Consider the following 18,734-nt stretch of genomic DNA (forward strand, 5'->3'; position numbering starts at 1 on the left):
GAAGGGGCCCCTCGGGGCCCCTTCGGTCGATGCCGCGGCATCCTTACTTGAACAGGTCCTTGACCCGGTCGGTCCAGCTCTTGGCATTGGGCGAGTGGCGCTCGCCGCCGTCCTTCAGCGACTTGTCCAGGTCCTTCAGCAGCTTGCGCTGGTACTCGGTCAGCTTGACCGGTGTCTCGATGCTGATGTGGCAGTACAGATCGCCCGGATAGCTGGAACGCACGCCCTTGATGCCCTTGCCGCGCAGGCGGAAGGTCTTGCCATGCTGGGTGCCTTCGGGCAGCTCGATCTCGGCCTTGCCGCCCAGGGTGGGCACCTCGATGCCGCCGCCCAGGGCCGCGGTGGTGATCGAGACCGGCATCGTGCAGTGCAGATCGTCGCCGTCGCGCTCGAAGATGTCGTGCTGCTTGATGCGGATCTCGATATAGAGATCGCCCGCCGGCCCGCCATTGACACCCGGCTCGCCGTTGCCCGCCGAGCGGATGCGCATGCCCTCGTTGATGCCGGGCGGGATCTTCACCTCCAGCGTCTTGCTCTTCTTCACCTTGCCCTGGCCGTTGCAGGCGGTGCAGGGGTCGGGAATGATCTTGCCGCTGCCGTGGCAATGCGGGCAGGTCTGCTGGATGCTGAAGAAGCCCTGACGCATGTGCACGGTGCCCGAGCCATTGCAGGAGCCGCAGCTCTTGGCGCTGGTGCCGGGCTTGGCGCCGGAGCCGCTGCAGACCTCGCAGCCTTCCCAGCTGGGAATGCGGATCTGGGTCTCCTTGCCGCGCGCGGCCTCTTCCAGCGTGATCTCCATCGCGTAGCTGAGATCGCTGCCGCGATAGACCTGCTGGCCGCCGCCGCCGCGGCGACCACCGCCGCCCTGGCCGCCGAAGATGTCGCCGAAGATGTCGCCGAAGGCCTCGGCAAAACCGCCGAAGCCTTCCGCCCCGGGGCCGCCGCGGAAGCCGCCGGCATTGGGGTCGACGCCCGCATGGCCGTACTGGTCGTAGGCCGCGCGCTTCTGGCCGTCGGTGAGCATCTCGTAGGCCTCCTTGGCCTCCTTGAATTTCTCCTCGGCGGCCTTGGCCCCGTCACCCTGGTTGCGGTCCGGGTGGTGCTTCATCGCCAGCTTGCGATAGGCCTTCTTGATGTCCTCTTCGCTGGCGTTCTTGGCGACGCCGAGAACCTCGTAATAGTCACGCTTTGCCATGGAATTTCCTGGGCCTGCTCTTCAAACCTTGAAACCAAAACGCCGCGCGGAAGCCCGAAGCACCCGCGCGGCGGCTGACCATGCCGACCTGCGTCGGCATGGCGCTTTGGCTTACTTGCTGTCCTTGACTTCCTTGAACTCGGCGTCCACGACGTTGTCGTCGGCCGGCTTGGCGGAAGCGGCCTGCTGAGCCGCCTGGGGCTGCTCGGCGGCACCGCCAGCGGCCGCGCCTGCCGCGGCCTGGGCCGCCTGGCTGTCGGCATAGACCTTCTCGCCGAGCTTCTGGCTGGCGCTCATCAGGGCCTCGGTCTTGGCATCGATGGCGGCCTTGTCGTCGCCCTTGATGGCCTCTTCCAGCTCCTTGATCGCGGCCTCGATCTTCTCCTTGTCGCCGGCCTCGAGCTTGTCGCCATGCTCGGTCAGCGACTTCTGCACCGAGTGCACCAGACCGTCGGCCTGGTTCTTGGCCTGCACGATCTCGACCTTCTTCTTGTCCTCGGCCGCATTGGCCTCGGCGTCCTTCACCATCTTCTCGATCTCGGCCTCGCTCAGGCCCGAGTTCGCCTTGATGGTGATCTTGTTTTCCTTGCCGGTGCCCTTGTCCTTGGCGCCCACATGCAGGATGCCGTTGGCGTCGATGTCGAAGCTCACCTCGATCTGCGGCGTGCCGCGCGGCGACGGCGGGATGCCTTCCAGATTGAACTCACCCAGGCTCTTGTTGCCCGCGGCCAGCTCGCGCTCGCCCTGGAACACCTTGATCGTGACGGCCGGCTGGTTGTCATCGGCGGTCGAGAAGGTCTGGCTGAACTTGGTCGGGATCGTGGTGTTCTTCGCGATCATCTTGGTCATCACGCCGCCCAGGGTCTCGATGCCCAGGGAGAGCGGGGTGACGTCCAGCAGCAGCACGTCCTTGCGCTCGCCGCCCAGCACCTGGCCCTGGATCGCCGCACCGACGGCCACGGCCTCGTCGGGGTTGACGTCCTTGCGCGGTTCCTTGCCGAAGAACTCCTTGACCTTGTCCTGCACCTTGGGCATGCGGGTCATGCCGCCGACCAGGATCACGTCATCGATGGCGCCGACGGCCACGCCGGCATCCTTGATCGCGGTGCGGCAGGGGGCGATCGTGCGCTCGATCAGCTCCTCCACCAGCGACTCCAGCTTGGCGCGAGTCAGCTTGATGTTCAGATGCTTCGGGCCCGAGGCGTCGGCCGTGATGTAGGGCAGGTTGACATCGGTCTGCGAGGAGTTCGACAGCTCGATCTTGGCCTTCTCGGCGGCCTCCTTCAGGCGCTGCAGGGCCAGCACGTCCTTGGTCAGATCGACGCCCTGTTCCTTTTTGAACTCGGTGACGATGTAGTCGATGATGCGCTGGTCGAAGTCCTCGCCGCCCAGGAAGGTGTCGCCATTGGTCGACAGCACCTCGAACTGCATCTCGCCATCGACGTCGGCGATCTCGATGATCGACACGTCGAAGGTGCCGCCGCCCAGGTCATAGACGGCGATCTTGCGGTCGCCCTTGCCATGCTTGTCCAGGCCGAAGGCCAGGGCCGCGGCGGTGGGCTCGTTGATGATGCGCTTGACGTCCAGGCCGGCGATGCGGCCGGCGTCCTTGGTGGCCTGACGCTGGGCGTCGTTGAAGTAGGCCGGCACCGTGATCACGGCCTCGGTCACTTCCTCGCCGAGATAGTCCTCGGCGGTCTTCTTCATCTTGCGCAGGATCTCGGCCGAGACCTGGGGCGGCGCCAGCTTCTTGCCGCGCACCTCGACCCAGGCGTCGCCGTTGTCGGCGGCGGCGATCGAGTAGGGCATCAGGTCGATGTCCTTCTGCACTTCCTTCTCGGTGAACTTGCGGCCGATCAGGCGCTTCACCGCGTAGATGGTGTTCTTCGGGTTGGTGACGGCCTGGCGCTTGGCCGAGGCACCGACCAGGATTTCGCCATCTTCCTGGTAGGCAATGATGGACGGCGTGGTGCGGGCGCCTTCGGCGTTCTCGATCACACGCGTCGTGTTGCCTTCCATAACGGACACGCACGAATTCGTGGTACCCAGGTCAATGCCGATGATTTTTCCCATGTGAGACTCCTGATACTGAAGCTTTGTTGCTTGTTTTCGATGTGTGGATAAGTCGCTGCTTTTCAAGGGCGCAGCGCCTGTGAATTACTTGGGCGCGGCCACCGTCACGAGGGCCGGGCGCAGCACCCGCTCGGCGATCGAGTAGCCCTTTTGCAGCACCATCACGACCGTGTTGGCATCCTGCTCCGCCGGCACCATGGAAATCGCCTGGTGCTGGTGCGGGTCGAACTTGTCGCCCTGGGCCGGGTTGATCTCCTGCACCTTGTTGCGCTCCAGCGCGGCGGCCAACTGGCGGCGCGTGGCGTGCACGCCCTCCAGCACGGTTTCGACCTTGGCGTCCGGCGTCGCGATCGCGGCTTCCATGCTGTCCATCACCGGCAGCATGGCCTCGGCAAAGCCTTCGACGGCGAACTTGCGCGCCTTGGACATTTCCTCTTCCGAGCGGCGGCGAACGTTCTCGACCTCGGCCTTGGCGCGCAGGTAGGCGTCCGACATCTCGGCCAGGCGGCCCTCCAGTTCGGCGATCTTGGCCTCGGGGGTTTTGATCTCGGCCTGCGGCGCGTCGGCCAGGTCGTCTTGCGGGGTGGGGGTGTTGTCTGTCGTCATGATGCGAAGAAAGGCAATCGCGCCCAGATGGGCGCGATGTCCTGAAATTCAAGAGGGGGATTTTGGCATCCCGGCACGGGAAAACCCGTGACCTATTACGAGCTCGGGTCGATTTCGACCGACCAGCGGTCCCATTCTGCCAGCCGGCGCCGATCCTGCTTGGTCGGACGGCCCTGGCGGCCCTCGGCAATGGTCTGGGCCGGCTCCGGCGCCAGGCGCCGCGCCTCGGCGGCGCGCTCGCGCGCGGCCCGGCTCTCGGGCGTTTCTTCGTACAGCGCCTGGGCCACCGGCGCCGGGCCGCGCACATGGGACAGGCCCAGCACCCTGAGCTCGCGCTCGACGGGGCCCTGGCGCAGGCGCAGCAGATCGCCGACCTTGAGGTCGCGCGAGGGCTTGGCGGCCTGGCCATTGACCTGCACCCGGCCCTTGCCGATCTCGTCGACCGCCAGCGCGCGGGTCTTGTAAAAGCGCGCGGCCCACAGCCATTTGTCCAGGCGGACACCCGCCTGCGCTTCCTGTTTCATGTTCCCGATTTTAGGTCGCGACTCGCCGCCAGGGGCAGGCTGACCCTGGCGTCCAGGCCGGAGCCGTCGGCGCGGTTGTTCAGCTCGATGCTGCCCGACAGCGACTGCACGATGCCGTGGCAAATGGCGAGCCCGAGGCCCGAGCCGCGGGCCGGGTTGCCGGCCGCGAAGGGCAGGAACAGGCGCGCCTGCTGCTGCGGCGTCAGGCCGGGGCCGGAGTCGGACACCGTCAGCACCGCGACGCGCATATCCGTCTGCAGCCGGATGCTCAGTTGCCGCCCGGTGTGCTGGATCGCGTTGTGGATCAGGTTGCGGGTCAGCTCGCGCAGCGCCCATTCATGGCTGCGGATCGGCGCCGGGGCGGTCTCGATGTCGAAATCGAGCTGGGCCTCCGCGATCAGCGGCGCCAGATCCAGCGCCACCGCGCGGGTCACCTCGGCCCAGTCCTGCACCGGCATGGCCTCGATCTGCTGACGCAACTGCTCGACCTTGGCCAGCGCCAGCATCTGGTTGGCCACCTGGGTGGCGCGGGCCACGGTGGCGTCGATCTCGGCCAGCGCCTGCAGCGGCTCGACATCGCCCTGGCGCGCGCTCTGCACCTGGGTCTTCAGCACGGCCAGCGGGGTCTTCAGCTGGTGCGAGGCGTCGCGCACGAAGCGCTTCTGGTGCTCCAGCAGTTCGGACAGGCGTGCCACCACCTGATTGGTGGCATCCACCAGCGGGCGCCATTCGCGCGGCGCATCCGGCGCGTCGACCGGCGACAGGTCGCCCTCGGGCCGCTCGCGCAGCTGGGCCGACAGGCGCCGCACCGGCCCGGTGGCGCGCTGCACCACGACGACGACCACGATGATGATGACCAGCACCAGCAGGGCCTGGCGCCACAGGGTCTCGATCAGGATCTGGCGTGCCAGGGTGCGGCGCAGCTCCAGGGTTTCGGCCACCTGGATGGTCGCCATGCCCTGGCCGGCCAGGCCAGCCACCGGCTGCAGCAGCACGGCCACGCGGATCGGCTCGCCGCGGTACCGGTCGTCGTAGAAGGCCACCAGGGCGGCATAGGGGCTCTTGTTGGGCAGCTTGCCCTGCCAGCCGGGCAGGTCGGGGAAGCCCGACACCATCTCGCCGTCGAAGCCGCTGACCTTGTAGAAGATGCGGCTGCGGTTGTCGGCCTCGAAGGGTTCCAGCGCCGAATAGAGCACGGTGGCCCGTAGGCGCGCGCGCTGCCCGTCGCTGGTGACCTCCAGCAGCTCGCCCAGGGACTTGGCCGAGGCCAGCAGGGTGCGGTCGTAGGCCGTGTCGGCCGCGCGCAAGGCCTGCTGGTACAGGCTCCAGGTGTTGAAGGCGATCACCACCACCACCGGCAGCAGGATGCCCAGGGTCAGGCGTCGGCGCAGCGAGCTGGGCCGGCTCACGTGCCGGCCTTCAGCAGATAGCCCAGCCCGCGCAGGGTGACGAGTTGCGCGCCGGTATGGGCGATGCGCTTGCGCAGCCGGTAGGCCACCACCTCGATGGCCTCGAGCTGCACCTCCAGCTCGCCCGGGAACACCAGCTCGAACAGGCGCTCCTTGGCGATCGCATGGCCCGGGCGGGCCAGCAGGGCGCGCAGCAGGGCGCTTTCGCGCGGGGTCAGCTCCAGCACCTGGTCCTCGAAATAGACCGCGCCGCTGTCGCCGTCCACATGCATGCCGCAGAAGACGGCGGGGCGCTGCGCCGGCTCGGGCGCGGCGACGCCGGCGCGCCGCCCCAGGGCCTGGATGCGGGCCAGCAGTTCGTCCAGGTCGAAGGGCTTGGGCAGGTAGTCGTCGGCGCCGACATTGAGGCCGAGGATGCGGTCGCCGACGGTGCCGCGCGCGGTCAGGATCAGCACCGGCGTCTTGAGCCCGGCGGCACGCGCGCGGGCCAGCACCTCCAGGCCGTCGAGGCCGGGCAGCGAGAGGTCCAGCACCACGACGTCGGGGCGCGTCTGCGGCCAGCGCTCCAGCGCGGCCGGGCCGTCGCCGACGGCTTGCACGGTCAGGCCGCGGCGCTCGAAGCTGCGCGTCAGGCTCAGGCGCATCGCGGGGTCGTCTTCCACCAGAAGCAGGTTCATGGGGGCGAAGTCTAGGTCAGCACGGCTTCGCGTTAACCCTAGGCGAACGGACAGCCGACTGACAGCCAGAGCGGCGACGATAGCGCTCGTCCGCTCGATCATCGAATCAATCAATAAACATAGGAGACAAGCATCATGCGTCGTGATGAGTTCCTGAAGTCGCTAGCCGCCCTGGCCGCCGCCGGCACCCTGCCGCTCTCGGCCCGCGCCAGTGCCAATCTGAAGATCATGGTGCCCGCCAATCCCGGCGGCGGCTGGGACACCACCGGCCGTGCCCTGGGCAAGGCCCTGCAGGATTCCGGCGCGGCCGGCTCGGTCACCTACGAGAACAAGGGCGGTGCGGCCGGCGCGATCGGCCTGGCCCAGTTCGTCAATGCCAGCAAGGGCGACCCGAATGCGCTGATGGTGATGGGCGCGGTGATGCTGGGCGGCATCATCACGGGCAAGCCGCCGGTGAGCCTGACCCAGGCCACGCCGATCGCGCGCCTGACCAGCGAATACAACGTCTTCGTGCTGCCGGCCAATTCGCCGCTGAAGAGCATGAAGGACGTGGTCGAGATGATGAAGAAGGACCCGGCCTCGGTGAAGTGGGGCGGCGGTTCGCGCGGCGCCACCGAACATATCGCCGCCGCGATGCTGGCGCGCGAGGTGGGCGTGGACGCGGCCAAGATCAACTACGTGCCCTTCCGCGGCGGCGGCGAGGCCACCGCGGCCATCCTGGGCGGCAATGTCACCGTGGGCGGCAGCGGCTACAGCGAGTTCCAGCAGTACATCGAGAGCGGCAAGATGCGCGCGATCGCGGTGACCTCGGCCACGCGCCTGAAGGGCCTGGACATTCCGACCATGAAGGAGCTGGGCTACAACGTTGAGATCGGCAACTGGCGCGGCGTCTACGCGCCGCCCGGCATCACGCCGGCGCAGCGTCAGGCGCTGACCGAGATGATCGTCAAGGCCACCAAGAGCAAGGCCTGGGCCGAGGCGCTGGAGAAGAACGGCTGGACCCCGGCCTTGATGACCGGCAAGGAGTTCGACGAGTTCGTCGACCGCGAGTTCGCCGGTCTGCGCGCCATCATGGTCAAGTCCGGGATGATCTGAGCCCCGGCGCATGACAGACAGCCGGCTGTTCCGCACAGCCGGCTTTTTTTGACTCCTCGCACCGGAGCGGCCGATGTCCGAGCCCCATACCCCCTCCACGATTCCGTCGTCGCTGCACCAAAGCCTGGTCGGCGCCGGCACGCTTGTCATCGGCCTGGTGATGGCCTATGGCGCGATGGCCATTCCCTCGGACGCCGGCTATGCCGGGGTCGGGCCGAATGCCCTGCCCTGGCTGGTCTCGGTCGCGCTGCTGCTGTGCGGCGGCTGGCTGATCTGGGAGGCGCGCAGCGGCGGCTACCGGCAGATGGAACCCCCCTCGGGCGCGGCCAGGGCCGACTGGCGCTCGGCCGCCTGGGTGGTGGCCGCCGTGGCGGTCAATGCCTCGCTGATCACGGTGATCGGCTTCGTGCTGGCCTGCACCCTGTGCTTTGCGCTGGCGGTGCGCGGCATGCGCATGGCCGAGGGCAAGCCGGGCGGCAATGCGAGGACGGTGCTGCTGGATCTGCTGACCGGCATCCTGATCGCCGCGCCGGTGTTCTGGCTGTTCAACAAGGTCCTGAGCCTGAACCTGCCGGCCGTCAGTGCCGGCGGCTGGATCTGAGCATAAAAAGGGCCATACCATGAGTGAACTCTGGACCCAATTGCTGGGCGGATTTGCCACCGCCGGCACACCGATCAACCTGCTGTGGGCTTTCGTCGGCTGCGCGCTGGGCACCGCCATCGGCGTGCTGCCGGGCCTAGGCCCGGCGGTGACGGTGGCGATGCTGCTGCCGATCACCGCACAGGTGGAACCGACCGCCTCGATGATCTTCTTCGCCGGCATCTACTACGGCGCGATGTACGGCGGCTCGACCACCTCGATCCTGCTCAACACCCCCGGCGAGACCGGCACGATGGTGACGGCGCTGGAGGGCTTCAAGATGGCCAAGAGCGGCCGCGCCGGCGCCGCGCTGGCGACGGCCGCGATCGGCTCTTTCGTGGCCGGCACCATCGCCACCGTGCTGGTGACCCTGTTCGCGCCGGTGCTGGCCGACTTCGCGGTCACACTGGGTCCGCCGGAGTATTTCTGCCTGATGCTCCTGGCCTTCACCACCGTCAGCGCGGTGCTGGGCCAGAGCACCCTGCGCGGCCTGACCTCGCTGTTCATCGGCCTGGCGATGGGCCTGATCGGTCTGGACCAGATCACCGCCCAGGTGCGCTACACGGCCGGCATTCCCGAGTTCATGGATGGCATCGAAACCGTGCTGGTCGCGGTGGGCCTGTTCGCCGTGGGCGAGACGCTGTACATGGCGCTCTACGAGGGCCGCAGCGAGCAGAGCCTGAACAAGATGAGCCGCGTGCACATGAGCAAGGGCGAGTGGAGGCGCTCGATCCCGGCCTGGCTGCGCGGCACCTTCATCGGCTTCCCCTTCGGCACCATCCCGGCGGGCGGCTCCGAGATCCCGACCTTCCTCAGCTACGCGACCGAGCGCAAGCTCTCCAAGCACAAGGAGGAGTTCGGCACGGTGGGTGCGATCGAAGGCGTGGCCGGCCCCGAGGCCGCCAACAACTCGGCGGTGACCGCGACCCTGGTGCCGCTGCTGACCCTGGGCATCCCGACCTCGGTGACGGCGGCCATCCTCTTGAGCGCGCTGCAGAACTACGGCATCCAGGCCGGCCCGCAGCTGTTCCAGACCTCGTCCACCCTGGTGTGGGCGCTGATCGCCTCGCTCTACATCGGCAATGTGATGCTGCTGGTGCTGAACCTGCCGCTGGTGGGCCTGTGGGTGAAGCTCTTGAAGATCCCGAAGGCGCAGCTCTACGCGGGCATCCTGATCTTCGCGACCGTCGGTGTCTACGGCATGCGTCAGAGCGCCTTCGACCTCTACCTGATGCTGGCCATCGGCCTGCTGGGGGTGGTGATGCGGCGCTTCGACTTCCCGACCGCGCCGGTGGTGGTGGGCATGATCCTGGGCCCGCTGGCCGAGGCGCAGATGCGCAATGCGGTGTCGATCGGCGGCGGTCAGTGGAGCGTGTTCTGGGAGCGTCCGATGTCGCTGGGCCTCTTGATCGTCGTGGCCCTGGTGCTGGTGCTGCCGCGGCTGCTGAAGCTGCGCCGCGGCTGAGCGGCTAGCGGGCGGCGCCGGCCGCCTGCGCCCGTGCGCGCTGCTCCTGCAGCGCCGCGGCATCCGGCGCGGTGCGCGTCGGCCAGCCCTGCAGATGGCGCTCGGCCAGTTCGGTCAGCATGCGCATGCCGGCCGGGCTGTCGTTGAGGCAGGGGATGTAAGCGAACTCGCGACCGCCCGCGTCCAGGAAGGCCTGGCGCGCCTCCTGGGCGATTTCTTCCAGCGTTTCCAGGCAGTCGGCGCTGAATCCCGGGCAGATCAGGTCGACCTTTTTCAGCCCGGTCTGCGCGCGCGCGCGCAGCGTGGGCTCGGTATAGGGCTCCAGCCATCTGGCCTTGCCGAAGCGGCTCTGGAAGGTGACCAGGTACTGCTCCTGGCTCAGGCCCAGGGCCGCGGCCAGCAGGCGGCCGGTCTTCAGGCATTCGCAGTGGTAGGGGTCACCCAGTTGCAGGGTGCGCGCCGGCATGCCGTGGAAGCTCATCACCAGCAGCTCCGGCCGGCCGTTGCGCTGCCAATGCGCGCGCACGCTGTCGGCCAGGGCGGCGATGTAGGCGGGCTCGTCGTGGTAGCGGTTGACGAAGCGCAGCTCGGGCAGGTGCCGGGTCTTGAGAGCCCAGCGCGCCACCGCGTCGACCACGCTGGCGGTGGTGGCGGCCGAGTACTGCGGATAGGCCGGCAGCACCAGCACGCGGGTGACGCCCTCGGCGCGCAGCCGGCTCAGCTCGGCGTCGATCGCGGGGCTGCCGTAGCGCATCGCGTAGCGCACCGTGATCCGATGGCCGCGCTCGCCCAGATAGCCCTGCAGCAGCTTGGCCTGCCGCTCCGTCCAGACCTTCAGCGGCGAGCCCTCGGGCAGCCACACCGTGGCGTATTTGGCGGCCGACCTGGCCGGCCGCAGGCGCAGGATGATGCCGTGCAGGATCAATTGCCAGGCCAGTTTGGGGATCTCGACCACGCGCGGGTCGCTGAGGAACTGCGCCAGGTAGCGGCGCGTGGCCGTGGCGGTCGGTGCGTCGGGGGTGCCGAGGTTGCAGAAGAGCAGGGCGGTCTTGGTTGCGCTGCCGTGGGTATGGGGGGCTTCGGCTGGGTAGGACATGAACAGGGACTGCTGGACTCAGCCGCCGCGCGAACGCCGGCCGCTCGTGCTGCTGCCGCTGCCCAGGGGCTCGGTGTCGGCGAAATGCAGCACCTCGAAGCGCACCGCCGGCGCCAGCGCATCGGTGGGCGGACTGCCCAGGCCGATCACGCCGCTGCCGTGCAGGGTGCAACTGCCGCGGCGCAGGCTGAGGATTTCACCGACGCCGCCAAAGCGCACGAAGGTGCCGTTGTAGCTGAGGTCGGTCAGCGAGAAGGAGCTGCCGTGCCAGTCGATGCGGGCATGTGAACGCGAGACGCGGCCATCGGTGATGCAGTAGGTCGCCTGCACGCTGCGGCCCAGCACGATGGGCATGTTGTCGATGTCGAACACGCGGTCCAGATCCATCCAGATCAGGCGTATGCCGTCGGGCTCGGTGGCGGCGTGGCGCACCTCGCCGAACTGGGTGGCCGCCACATCGCCCTGGCTCGGCTTGTCCAGCACATGCACATGCACGGGCTCGACGCGGCCGCGCACGCCGATCAGGTCCAGGCTGCGAAAGCGCGCCTTCATCGGCGAGGGCAGGCCGGCCAGCACCTCGGCCGTGATCAGGGTCTCGTTGTCGCCGGCATGGTCCAGCAGGCGCGCCGCGACGTTGACGGCGTCGCCGAAGCAGTCGCCGCCCATCTCGACCACCTCGCCGCGCGCCAGCGCCACCTGCATGCGCAGCGCGCGCAGGCCCGGCGAGGCGCCATGCTGCTTGCCGCGCGAGACCACGCGCTCCAGCAGCTCGTGCATGCGCAGCGCGGACTTGATGCCGTCGCGCGGCCCCTCGAAGACGGCCATCAGCCCGTCACCCAGGGTCTTGACCAGCTTGCCGCCGCATTCGTCCACCGCCCCTCCGATCAGCCCGACGGTGTGGGTGACCACCGAGGTCGCCTCGGCATTGCCGAGGGTCTCGAACAGCGCCGTGCTGCCGCGCAGGTCGGCAAAGAGCACGGTGCGTTCCCGGATGTCGGTCATGGGCGGGCAGGACGGGCTTGTGTGAAAGATTTCTCAGTGTATCCGGCCCATGCGCGGCGTGATCCGGGCAATCACTCGGACAGGGGATGGCGAGGGGTGAAAGGGGCGCTGTTCGCATAAAAAAGGGCCGGAGACGAATCTCCGGCCCTGGTTGGCTGCGGCGCCGCGGCGTTTACAGATTGTCCAGATAGGTGCGCAGCTTGTCCGAGCGGCTCGGGTGCTTGAGCTTGCGGATGGCCTTGGCCTCGATCTGGCGGATGCGCTCGCGGGTGACGTCGAACTGCTTGCCGACTTCCTCCAGCGTGTGGTCCGTGCTCATCTCGATGCCGAAGCGCATGCGCAGCACCTTGGCCTCGCGCGGGGTCAGCGAGTCGAGGATGTCCTTCACCACGTCGCGCAGGCCGGCCTGCATCGCGGCCTCGATCGGCGCCGTGTTGTTGGTGTCCTCGATGAAGTCGCCCAGGTGGGAGTCGTCGTCGTCGCCGATGGGGGTTTCCATCGAGATCGGCTCCTTGGCGATCTTCATGATCTTGCGGATCTTGTCCTCGGGGATCTCCATTTTCTCGGCCAGGGTCGGCGCGTCCGGCTCGAAGCCGAACTCCTGCAGATGCTGGCGCGAGATGCGGTTCATCTTGTTGATCGTCTCGATCATGTGCACCGGGATGCGGATGGTCCGCGCCTGGTCGGCAATGGAACGAGTGATGGCCTGGCGGATCCACCAGGTCGCGTAGGTCGAGAACTTGTAGCCACGGCGGTACTCGAACTTGTCCACCGCCTTCATCAGACCGATATTGCCTTCCTGGATCAGGTCCAGGAACTGCAGGCCGCGGTTGGTGTATTTCTTCGCGATCGAGATCACCAGGCGCAGGTTGGCCTCGATCATTTCCTTCTTGGCGTCGCGCGAGGCCTTCTCGCCCTCGTTCATGCGCTTGTTGATCAGCTTCAGGTCATCGAGCGGCACGACGGCGCGCGCCTGGATGTCGATCAGCTTCTGCTGCAGTTCCTGCACCGGCGGCAGATTGCGGCTCAGCACCGCGGAGTAGGGCTTGCCGGCCGCCACCTCCTTTTCGGCCCATTGCAGATTCAATGCATTGGGCGGGAAGGTCTTGATGAAGTGCTCCTGCGGCATGCCGCATTTGTCGACCACGATCTTGCGCAGTTCGCGCTCGTAGCGGCGCACATCGTCCACCTGCGAGCGCAGGATGTCGCAGAGCTTCTCGATCGTCTTGACGGTGAAGCGGATCGTCATCAGCTCGGCGCTGATGGCGTGCTGGGCCTTGTCGTAGGACGGCGAGCGGTAGCCGTCCTTCTCGAAGGCCTTGCGCATCTTGTCGAAGTTGGTGGCCAGCGAATCCAGTTTCACCAGGGCCGCGTTCTTCAGCTCTTCCAGCTTCTTGGTCAGGGCCTTGGAGCCACCGTTGCCGTCGTCGTCGTCCTCTTCGTCGAATTCGTCGAAGTCTTCCTCGGCCACGTAGTCATCGGCCTCGTCGGCGGCGACGAAGCCGTCCACCACCTCGGAGATCTGCATCTCGCCGGCGCGGATCTTGGCCGAGAACTCGAGGATGTGGGCAATCGTGGTCGGCGAGGCCGAGATGGCCAGCATCATGTCCTGCAAGCCGCCTTCGATGCGCTTGGCGATCTCGATTTCGCCTTCGCGGGTCAGCAGCTCCACCGTACCCATCTCGCGCATATACATGCGCACCGGATCGGTCGTGCGGCCGAATTCGGAGTCCACCGTCGACAGCGCGGCTTCGGCGGCCTCCTCGGCTTCCTCTTCGGTGGCGGTGCTGGTGGTGTTGCCGGAGATCAGCAGCGTGGCCGCGTCGGGCGCCTGCTCATAGACCGCGATCCCCATGTCGTTCAGCATGGAGATGATGGCCTCGAGAATTTCCTCGCTGACCAGCTTCTCGGGCAGGTGGTCGTTGATTTCCTGATGCGTCAGGAAACCGCGGGTCTTGCCCATCTTGATCAGGGTCTTCAGCTCCTGGCGGCGCTTGGCGACTTCCTCTTCGGTCAGCGCCGTCTCGTCCAGGCCGAACTCGCGCATCAGCGCGCGCTCCTTGGCGCGGCTGACCTTCATGCGCAGCGGCTTGGCCTTGGGCTTGTCCTCGCCGACCTCTTCCACCTCGGCTTCCGCCTCGGTCTCGCCTTCGACCTCCAGGTCCGCCTCGACGTCGGAGAAGTCCTCTTCTTCCTCTTCGGGCTTGGCCGTGGCCGCGGCCTTCTTGCTGGTCGTCTCGGCCTTCGGCTTGCGGCCGCGCTTGGGCTTGTCCTCGGTGCCGGCGGCGGCCTTGGGCGCTACGGCCGAGGTCTTCGTGGCCTTGGCTGCCTTGGCGGCGGGCTTCTTGGTCGTCTCGTCAACCTCGGCGGGGCTAGCCTTCGCGGTCTTCTTGGCAGTCATGCAGATCCTTGCGGTGGATGTTGGGCTTGGCAATGCAGCAGCCACCCGGAGCCCCGTACATTGCTCTCAAGCAAGCGTGGCCCAGGTGGCTTGTCAACCGCCCCGAACCGCTGGGGCGGGACGGAGCGTGGCGCGTGCAAGCTGGCGTGAACGTCTGAAGATGCAGCCCTTGCGGTGAAGTTGGCCATTGATACCGCTAGTGGGTGCCCAGTGTCGCTGGGTGGCCGGGACCGGAGACAGCTGCCGTCACTCTTGACGCGCGCGAAAACCCTTAATTATCGTCAATTTTCGTAAAAAGGTCAAAGGCTGATTGTCAGGTAGGGGCGGGCGCCTTCAGGCTCTGAATCTGGGCGCGCAGCTCGCGGAAGCGTTCCAGATCCGCACCCTGCGGGTTGCGCGCGGCCAGGGCCATCGATTCCGCTTCCAGCCGGGTGATCCAGAGGTTCCTGATGATTTGCTGCAGATCCTCGAATAGCGCCTCTTCCTCGCCATGGACGCCGCCAGCCAGCGGGCGGGCGGTCTCCAGCATGCCGTCCTCGGCCAGGGCGGCCTCCAGCGCCGACCAGGGGCCGGCCCCATGGTTGACCAGGAAGCGCTCCAGCCAGGCGACCAATTCACCGTGGCTGCCCGGCAGTTCATGCAGCAGCTGGTGGTCCTGATCGGACAGGCGCTCCCACCAGCCGCTATTGAGCAGCAGCATGCGCAGCGCATGGTCGGCCGGGCCGATCGGCTGGCGGCGTGGCGTGCCGAAGGTTTCGTCCTCGGGCTCCCGGCGGCGCTTCCAGCCGCCCTTGCCCTTCCACTCCTCCTTGGGCTTCCATTCCCTGCGCGGCCTGGGTTCGGCGCCGGCGGTATGGGCGTCGTCGGTGTAGGGCGGGGGCTCGCCCGCGGGATGGGCGTAGTCCGGGATCGCGTCGAAGGCGTGGCGCTCGCCGCTGCCGCCGCCCTGGCGGCCGCCACCGGCCTGCCACAGCCCCATCAGCTCCTGGTCCGGCAACTGGGCGCGCTTGGCCAGTTCGCCCAGCAGCTGGCGCTTCAGCAGGCCTTGGGGCAGGGCGTTCCACAGCGGCTTGGCATTGGCGAGAAAGCGGGCGCGGCCTTCGGCGCTGTCCAGGTCGCAGCCTTCGGAGGCGGCCTCGACCAGTTGACGCGACAGCGGTACCGCCTGCTCAACGCAGCGCTCGAAAGCCGCGGCGCCCAGTTCGCGCACATAGGAGTCCGGATCATGCTCGGTGGGCAGGAACAGGAACTTGATCGTGCGGGTATCGCTGGCATGGGGCAGGGCCGCCTCCAGCGCGCGGCCGGCGGCGCGGCGGCCGGCGGCGTCGCCGTCGAAGCTGAACACCACCGACTCCGTGAAGCGGAACAGCTTCTGCACATGCTCGGCCGTGCAGGCGGTGCCCAGCGTGGCGACGGCATTGGCGAAGCCATGCTGGGCCAGCGCCACCACGTCCATATAGCCCTCGACCACCAGGGCATAGCCGCGCTGGCGCAGGCCCTGACGGCCCTCGAACAGGCCATAGAGTTCGCGGCCCTTGCTGAATACCGGGGTTTCGGGCGAATTCAGGTACTTGGGTTCGCCCTTGTCCAGGATGCGGCCACCGAAACCGATGAACTCGCCCTGCACATTGCGGATCGGGAACATGATGCGGTCGCGGAAGCGGTCATAGCGCTTCTGCTCCTCGCCGGCGTCGCCCTGGGTGATCACCATGCCCGACTCGGCCAGCAGCGGATCGTCGTAGCTCGGGAAGGCGCTGGCCAGCGCGCGCCAACCCTCGGGCGCATAGCCCAGCGCGAAGCGGGCGGCGACCTGGCCGGTCAGGCCGCGTCGCTTCAGGTAATCGATCGCCCGCGGACTCTTCTTCAGCTGGGCGCGGTAATGGTCGCTGGCGCGTGCCAGCACGTCGGTCAGGGTGTGCTGATGGGCCTTCTGCGCCTTGGCGCGTTCACGCTCCTCGGGCGAGCGGTCATCCTGCGGCACCTGCATGCCCGTCTGCTGGGCCAGATCCTCGACCGCTTCCACGAAGCCGGCGCCGGTGTGCTCCATCAGGAAGCCGATCGCATTGCCGTGCACGCCGCAGCCGAAGCAGTGGTAGGTCTGGCGCGAGGCGCTGACGGTGAAGCTGGGCGATTTCTCGCCATGGAAGGGGCACAGCCCCTTGTGGTTGATGCCGGCCTTCTTGAGGTCGACATGGCGGCCGACCACCTCGACGATGTCGACGCGGGACAGCAGATCTTGAATAAAGCCGGGCGGGATCACCGGCCGCAGTCTAGTGGATGCCGGGCGCGGTTTCCTGGCGACCGGCCAGCACCGGGCTGGCCTCGAAGCGCGCCACCCAGTCGGCCAGCTCGGCGGCCGGCATCGGATGGGCAATGCCATTGCCCTGGCCGTGCACGCAGCCCAGCGCCAGCAGCGCGCGCGCGTGCGAGGCGGTTTCCACGCCCTCGGCCACCACGCGGCAGCCGAAGTGGCGCGCCAGGCCGATGACGCCCTCGACCAGGGCCTTATCCTGGTCGTCGATCAGCATGTTCTGCACGAAGGAGCGGTCGATCTTCAGCACGTCGACCGGCAGATGCTTCAGGTAGGTCAGGGTGGAGTAGCCGGTGCCGAAGTCGTCCAGCGCGAAGCGCACGCCGAAGGCGCGGCAGCGCCGGATCAGGGCCTGGGTGGTCTCGATATCGGCCAGCGCGGCCGACTCCAGCACCTCCAGCATCAGGTGTGCGGCGAGCGGCTGGTCGGCATGGCGAGCCAGCAACTCCTGCAGACGCTGGGCGAAATCATCGGTCTGCAGGTGGCGTGCCGCCACATTGACACTGACGTCCAGGGTCAGGCCCTGGGCCAGCCACTGGCCGGTCTGCTTGAGAGCCTGCTCAATCACCCAGTCGCCCACCCGCACGGCCAGCCCGGTCTGTTCCAGCATGGGCAGGAAGTAAGCCGGTGTGAGCAGGCCGCGCTCGGGATGCTGCCAGCGCAGCAGGGCCTCGGCGCCGAACACGCGGCCGCGCTGCATGTCGACCTTGGGCTGGTAGTAGAGCTGCAGTTCGCCGGCATCCAGCGCTTCCTGCATGCGCCCCAGCGCCAGCACGCGGGCCTCGCTGCGGGCGCGCTTCTCGGTGTCGAAGAATTCGTGGCCGTTGCGGCCCGAATGCTTGACCCTGTAAAGCGCATGGGCGGCATGGCGCAGCAGGGTTTCGCCATCCGACTGGTCGCGCGGGTAGAGCGTGGCGCCCAGGCAGGCCGTCAACTCCAGCGGTTCGGCAACGCCCTCCAGGTGGTAGGGCATGCGCAACACATTGAGCACCCGCGTCAGGGCCTGGCGAGCCTCGGCGGCATCACGGCAGCGCAGCAGCAGCGCGAACTCGTCGCCGTCCAGGCGCGCCAACTCGTCGGTCCAGTCCTGGCCGCTGCGCAGCGCATGCTGCAGGCGCCGGGCGACCAGACTCAGCAACCGATCACCGGCGCTGCGGCCATACAGCTCGCTGATGCGCCCGAAATGGTCCAGGTCCAGCCGGCCGATGCACAGTGCGAAGCCCCCGCGCTGGCTGGCCGTCATCGCCAGCGCCAGGCGCCGCATGAACTCGGCCTGATTGGGCAGGCCGGTCAGGGCATCGAACTGCGCCTGCTTCTCCAGCAGGGCCTGCTGGCGTTGCTGCTGCGTCAGGTCGGTGAGGGTGAGCACGTGATAGCGCGCCGGGCCTTCGGGTTCGGGAATCGGCGACAGGCTCAAGCGCAAGGCCAGGGCCTCGCCGTCGGCACGCGGGCAGTGCACCAGGCCTTCCCAATGTCCCCGGGTCTGCATTTCGTGCTGGATCTGCTCGCGTTGGTAGCCGCTGGCCAGCAGCACCGCGTCGCTCAGCGGCGTGGCCAGCCGGCCGCACAGGGCCTCGCGCGACTCGGCCATCAGGCGGCAATAGCTGGGGTTGGCGTCCAGCACGCGATGCTGGACATCGGTCACCAGCAGGCCTTCATGCGCATGCTGGAACAGGCCGACGCTCATGCGCTGACGCTCCTCGGCCAGGTGCTGCGCACCGATGTCGCCGAGCGTGGCCTGGAGGTGCCGTGCACGGCCGTCGCGACGGCGCCCGGTCACCCGCAGCTGCAATTCATGCCAGCGCCAGTTCTCCCGCTCCCCGTCCCGTCCCTCATCCCGGTCGCGCAGGCGCAGCGGCTCGCGCCAGCTGGACGTCCCGGCTTCCTGGCTGCAAAGCCGCTCCAGCAAGGGGGCGAGGCGCGCGTGGTCCAGCGGATGGGCGTGCGCCTGCAGCCAGGCCATCGGCCCATCGTCCTCGGGCGGCGGGTCTGCCATTTCGCACCAGCGCACCGAGGCCTGAACCCGTCCGGTGCTTAGGTCCCATTGCGCCAGCCCGATGCCGGCCATGTCCAAGGCCTGCTGCCATCGCTGCAGCGTGTGGCGCGCGTGCCGGCCTCCCAGCAGCGCCGCCAGCGGCAGCATGCCCAAGGCGGCCAGCAATGCCACCATGCTCCACCGCGGTTCCAGGAGCTTGCCGGCCCAGGCCGGGCCGGCCATGCTCAGGACGCCAAGCAGCAGG

14 protein-coding genes are annotated in these 18,734 nt (G+C 67.9%); 3 read left to right on the forward strand and 11 right to left on the reverse strand.

The annotated features are described in order from the left end of the window. Positions 1 to 43: 43 nt before the first annotated feature. From dnaJ to AC07OQ_RS15155, 6 genes are all read right to left on the reverse strand, one after another. Positions 44 to 1,195, reverse strand: a complete 1,152-nt coding sequence (dnaJ, locus tag AC07OQ_RS15130; RefSeq protein WP_495053960.1) for a molecular chaperone DnaJ — start codon at positions 1,193 to 1,195, stop codon at positions 44 to 46. A gap of 111 nt (positions 1,196 to 1,306) precedes the next feature. Beyond that, a complete protein-coding gene (gene dnaK, locus AC07OQ_RS15135) occupies positions 1,307 to 3,268 on the reverse strand; it encodes a molecular chaperone DnaK (protein ID WP_495053961.1) in 1,962 nt (653 codons plus the stop codon). Between the two features lie 84 nt (positions 3,269 to 3,352). Beyond that, entirely contained in the window at positions 3,353 to 3,874 is a 522-nt protein-coding gene (grpE, locus tag AC07OQ_RS15140) for a nucleotide exchange factor GrpE (protein ID WP_495053962.1), read from the reverse strand. 95 nt (positions 3,875 to 3,969) lie between these two features. Further along, a complete protein-coding gene (locus tag AC07OQ_RS15145) occupies positions 3,970 to 4,398 on the reverse strand; it encodes an RNA-binding S4 domain-containing protein (RefSeq protein WP_495053963.1) in 429 nt (142 codons plus the stop codon). Beyond that, positions 4,395 to 5,807, reverse strand: a complete 1,413-nt coding sequence (locus AC07OQ_RS15150) for a sensor histidine kinase (RefSeq protein WP_495053964.1) — start codon at positions 5,805 to 5,807, stop codon at positions 4,395 to 4,397. Before AC07OQ_RS15150 ends, AC07OQ_RS15145 begins: the two co-directional genes overlap by 4 nt. Continuing rightward, positions 5,804 to 6,484: a response regulator transcription factor gene (locus AC07OQ_RS15155; protein ID WP_495053965.1), complete on the reverse strand. Its 681-nt coding sequence runs from the start codon at positions 6,482 to 6,484 to the stop codon at positions 5,804 to 5,806. Before AC07OQ_RS15155 ends, AC07OQ_RS15150 begins: the two co-directional genes overlap by 4 nt. 135 nt (positions 6,485 to 6,619) lie before the next feature. On the opposite strand from AC07OQ_RS15155, the gene AC07OQ_RS15160 reads away from it, so the two are divergent. The 3 genes from AC07OQ_RS15160 (at position 6,620) to AC07OQ_RS15170 (ending at position 9,684) form a co-directional block, all read left to right on the forward strand. Next, the gene (locus AC07OQ_RS15160; RefSeq protein WP_495053966.1) at positions 6,620 to 7,579 is read left to right on the forward strand and encodes a tripartite tricarboxylate transporter substrate binding protein; all 960 of its coding nucleotides are present in this window, start codon (positions 6,620 to 6,622) and stop codon (positions 7,577 to 7,579) included. Between the two features lie 73 nt (positions 7,580 to 7,652). Beyond that, entirely contained in the window at positions 7,653 to 8,180 is a 528-nt protein-coding gene (locus AC07OQ_RS15165; RefSeq protein WP_495053967.1) for a tripartite tricarboxylate transporter TctB family protein, read from the forward strand. Positions 8,181 to 8,199: 19 nt separating this feature from the next. After that, positions 8,200 to 9,684: a tripartite tricarboxylate transporter permease gene (locus AC07OQ_RS15170; protein WP_495053968.1), complete on the forward strand. Its 1,485-nt coding sequence runs from the start codon at positions 8,200 to 8,202 to the stop codon at positions 9,682 to 9,684. Between the two features lie 4 nt (positions 9,685 to 9,688). Here the strand turns inward: AC07OQ_RS15170 and hemH are convergent, their stop codons facing one another. From hemH to AC07OQ_RS15195, 5 genes are all read right to left on the reverse strand, one after another. Beyond that, a complete protein-coding gene (hemH, locus tag AC07OQ_RS15175; RefSeq protein WP_495053969.1) occupies positions 9,689 to 10,780 on the reverse strand; it encodes a ferrochelatase in 1,092 nt (363 codons plus the stop codon). An 18-nt stretch (positions 10,781 to 10,798) separates the two neighbouring features. Next, positions 10,799 to 11,782, reverse strand: a complete 984-nt coding sequence (locus tag AC07OQ_RS15180) for an adenylate/guanylate cyclase domain-containing protein (RefSeq protein WP_495053970.1) — start codon at positions 11,780 to 11,782, stop codon at positions 10,799 to 10,801. A 172-nt stretch (positions 11,783 to 11,954) separates the two neighbouring features. Next, positions 11,955 to 14,183 carry an RNA polymerase sigma factor RpoD gene (gene rpoD, locus AC07OQ_RS15185; protein WP_495053971.1) on the reverse strand — a complete coding sequence of 743 codons (2,229 nt, stop codon included), beginning with the start codon at positions 14,181 to 14,183 and terminating at the stop codon, positions 11,955 to 11,957. A 313-nt stretch (positions 14,184 to 14,496) separates the two neighbouring features. Further along, entirely contained in the window at positions 14,497 to 16,443 is a 1,947-nt protein-coding gene (dnaG, locus tag AC07OQ_RS15190; protein ID WP_495053972.1) for a DNA primase, read from the reverse strand. 10 nt (positions 16,444 to 16,453) lie between these two features. Then, entirely contained in the window at positions 16,454 to 18,664 is a 2,211-nt protein-coding gene (locus AC07OQ_RS15195; protein ID WP_495053973.1) for a putative bifunctional diguanylate cyclase/phosphodiesterase, read from the reverse strand. Positions 18,665 to 18,734: the final 70 nt, after the last annotated feature.

It is taken from the genome of Roseateles sp. GW821-FHT09B06, from assembly GCF_059418245.1.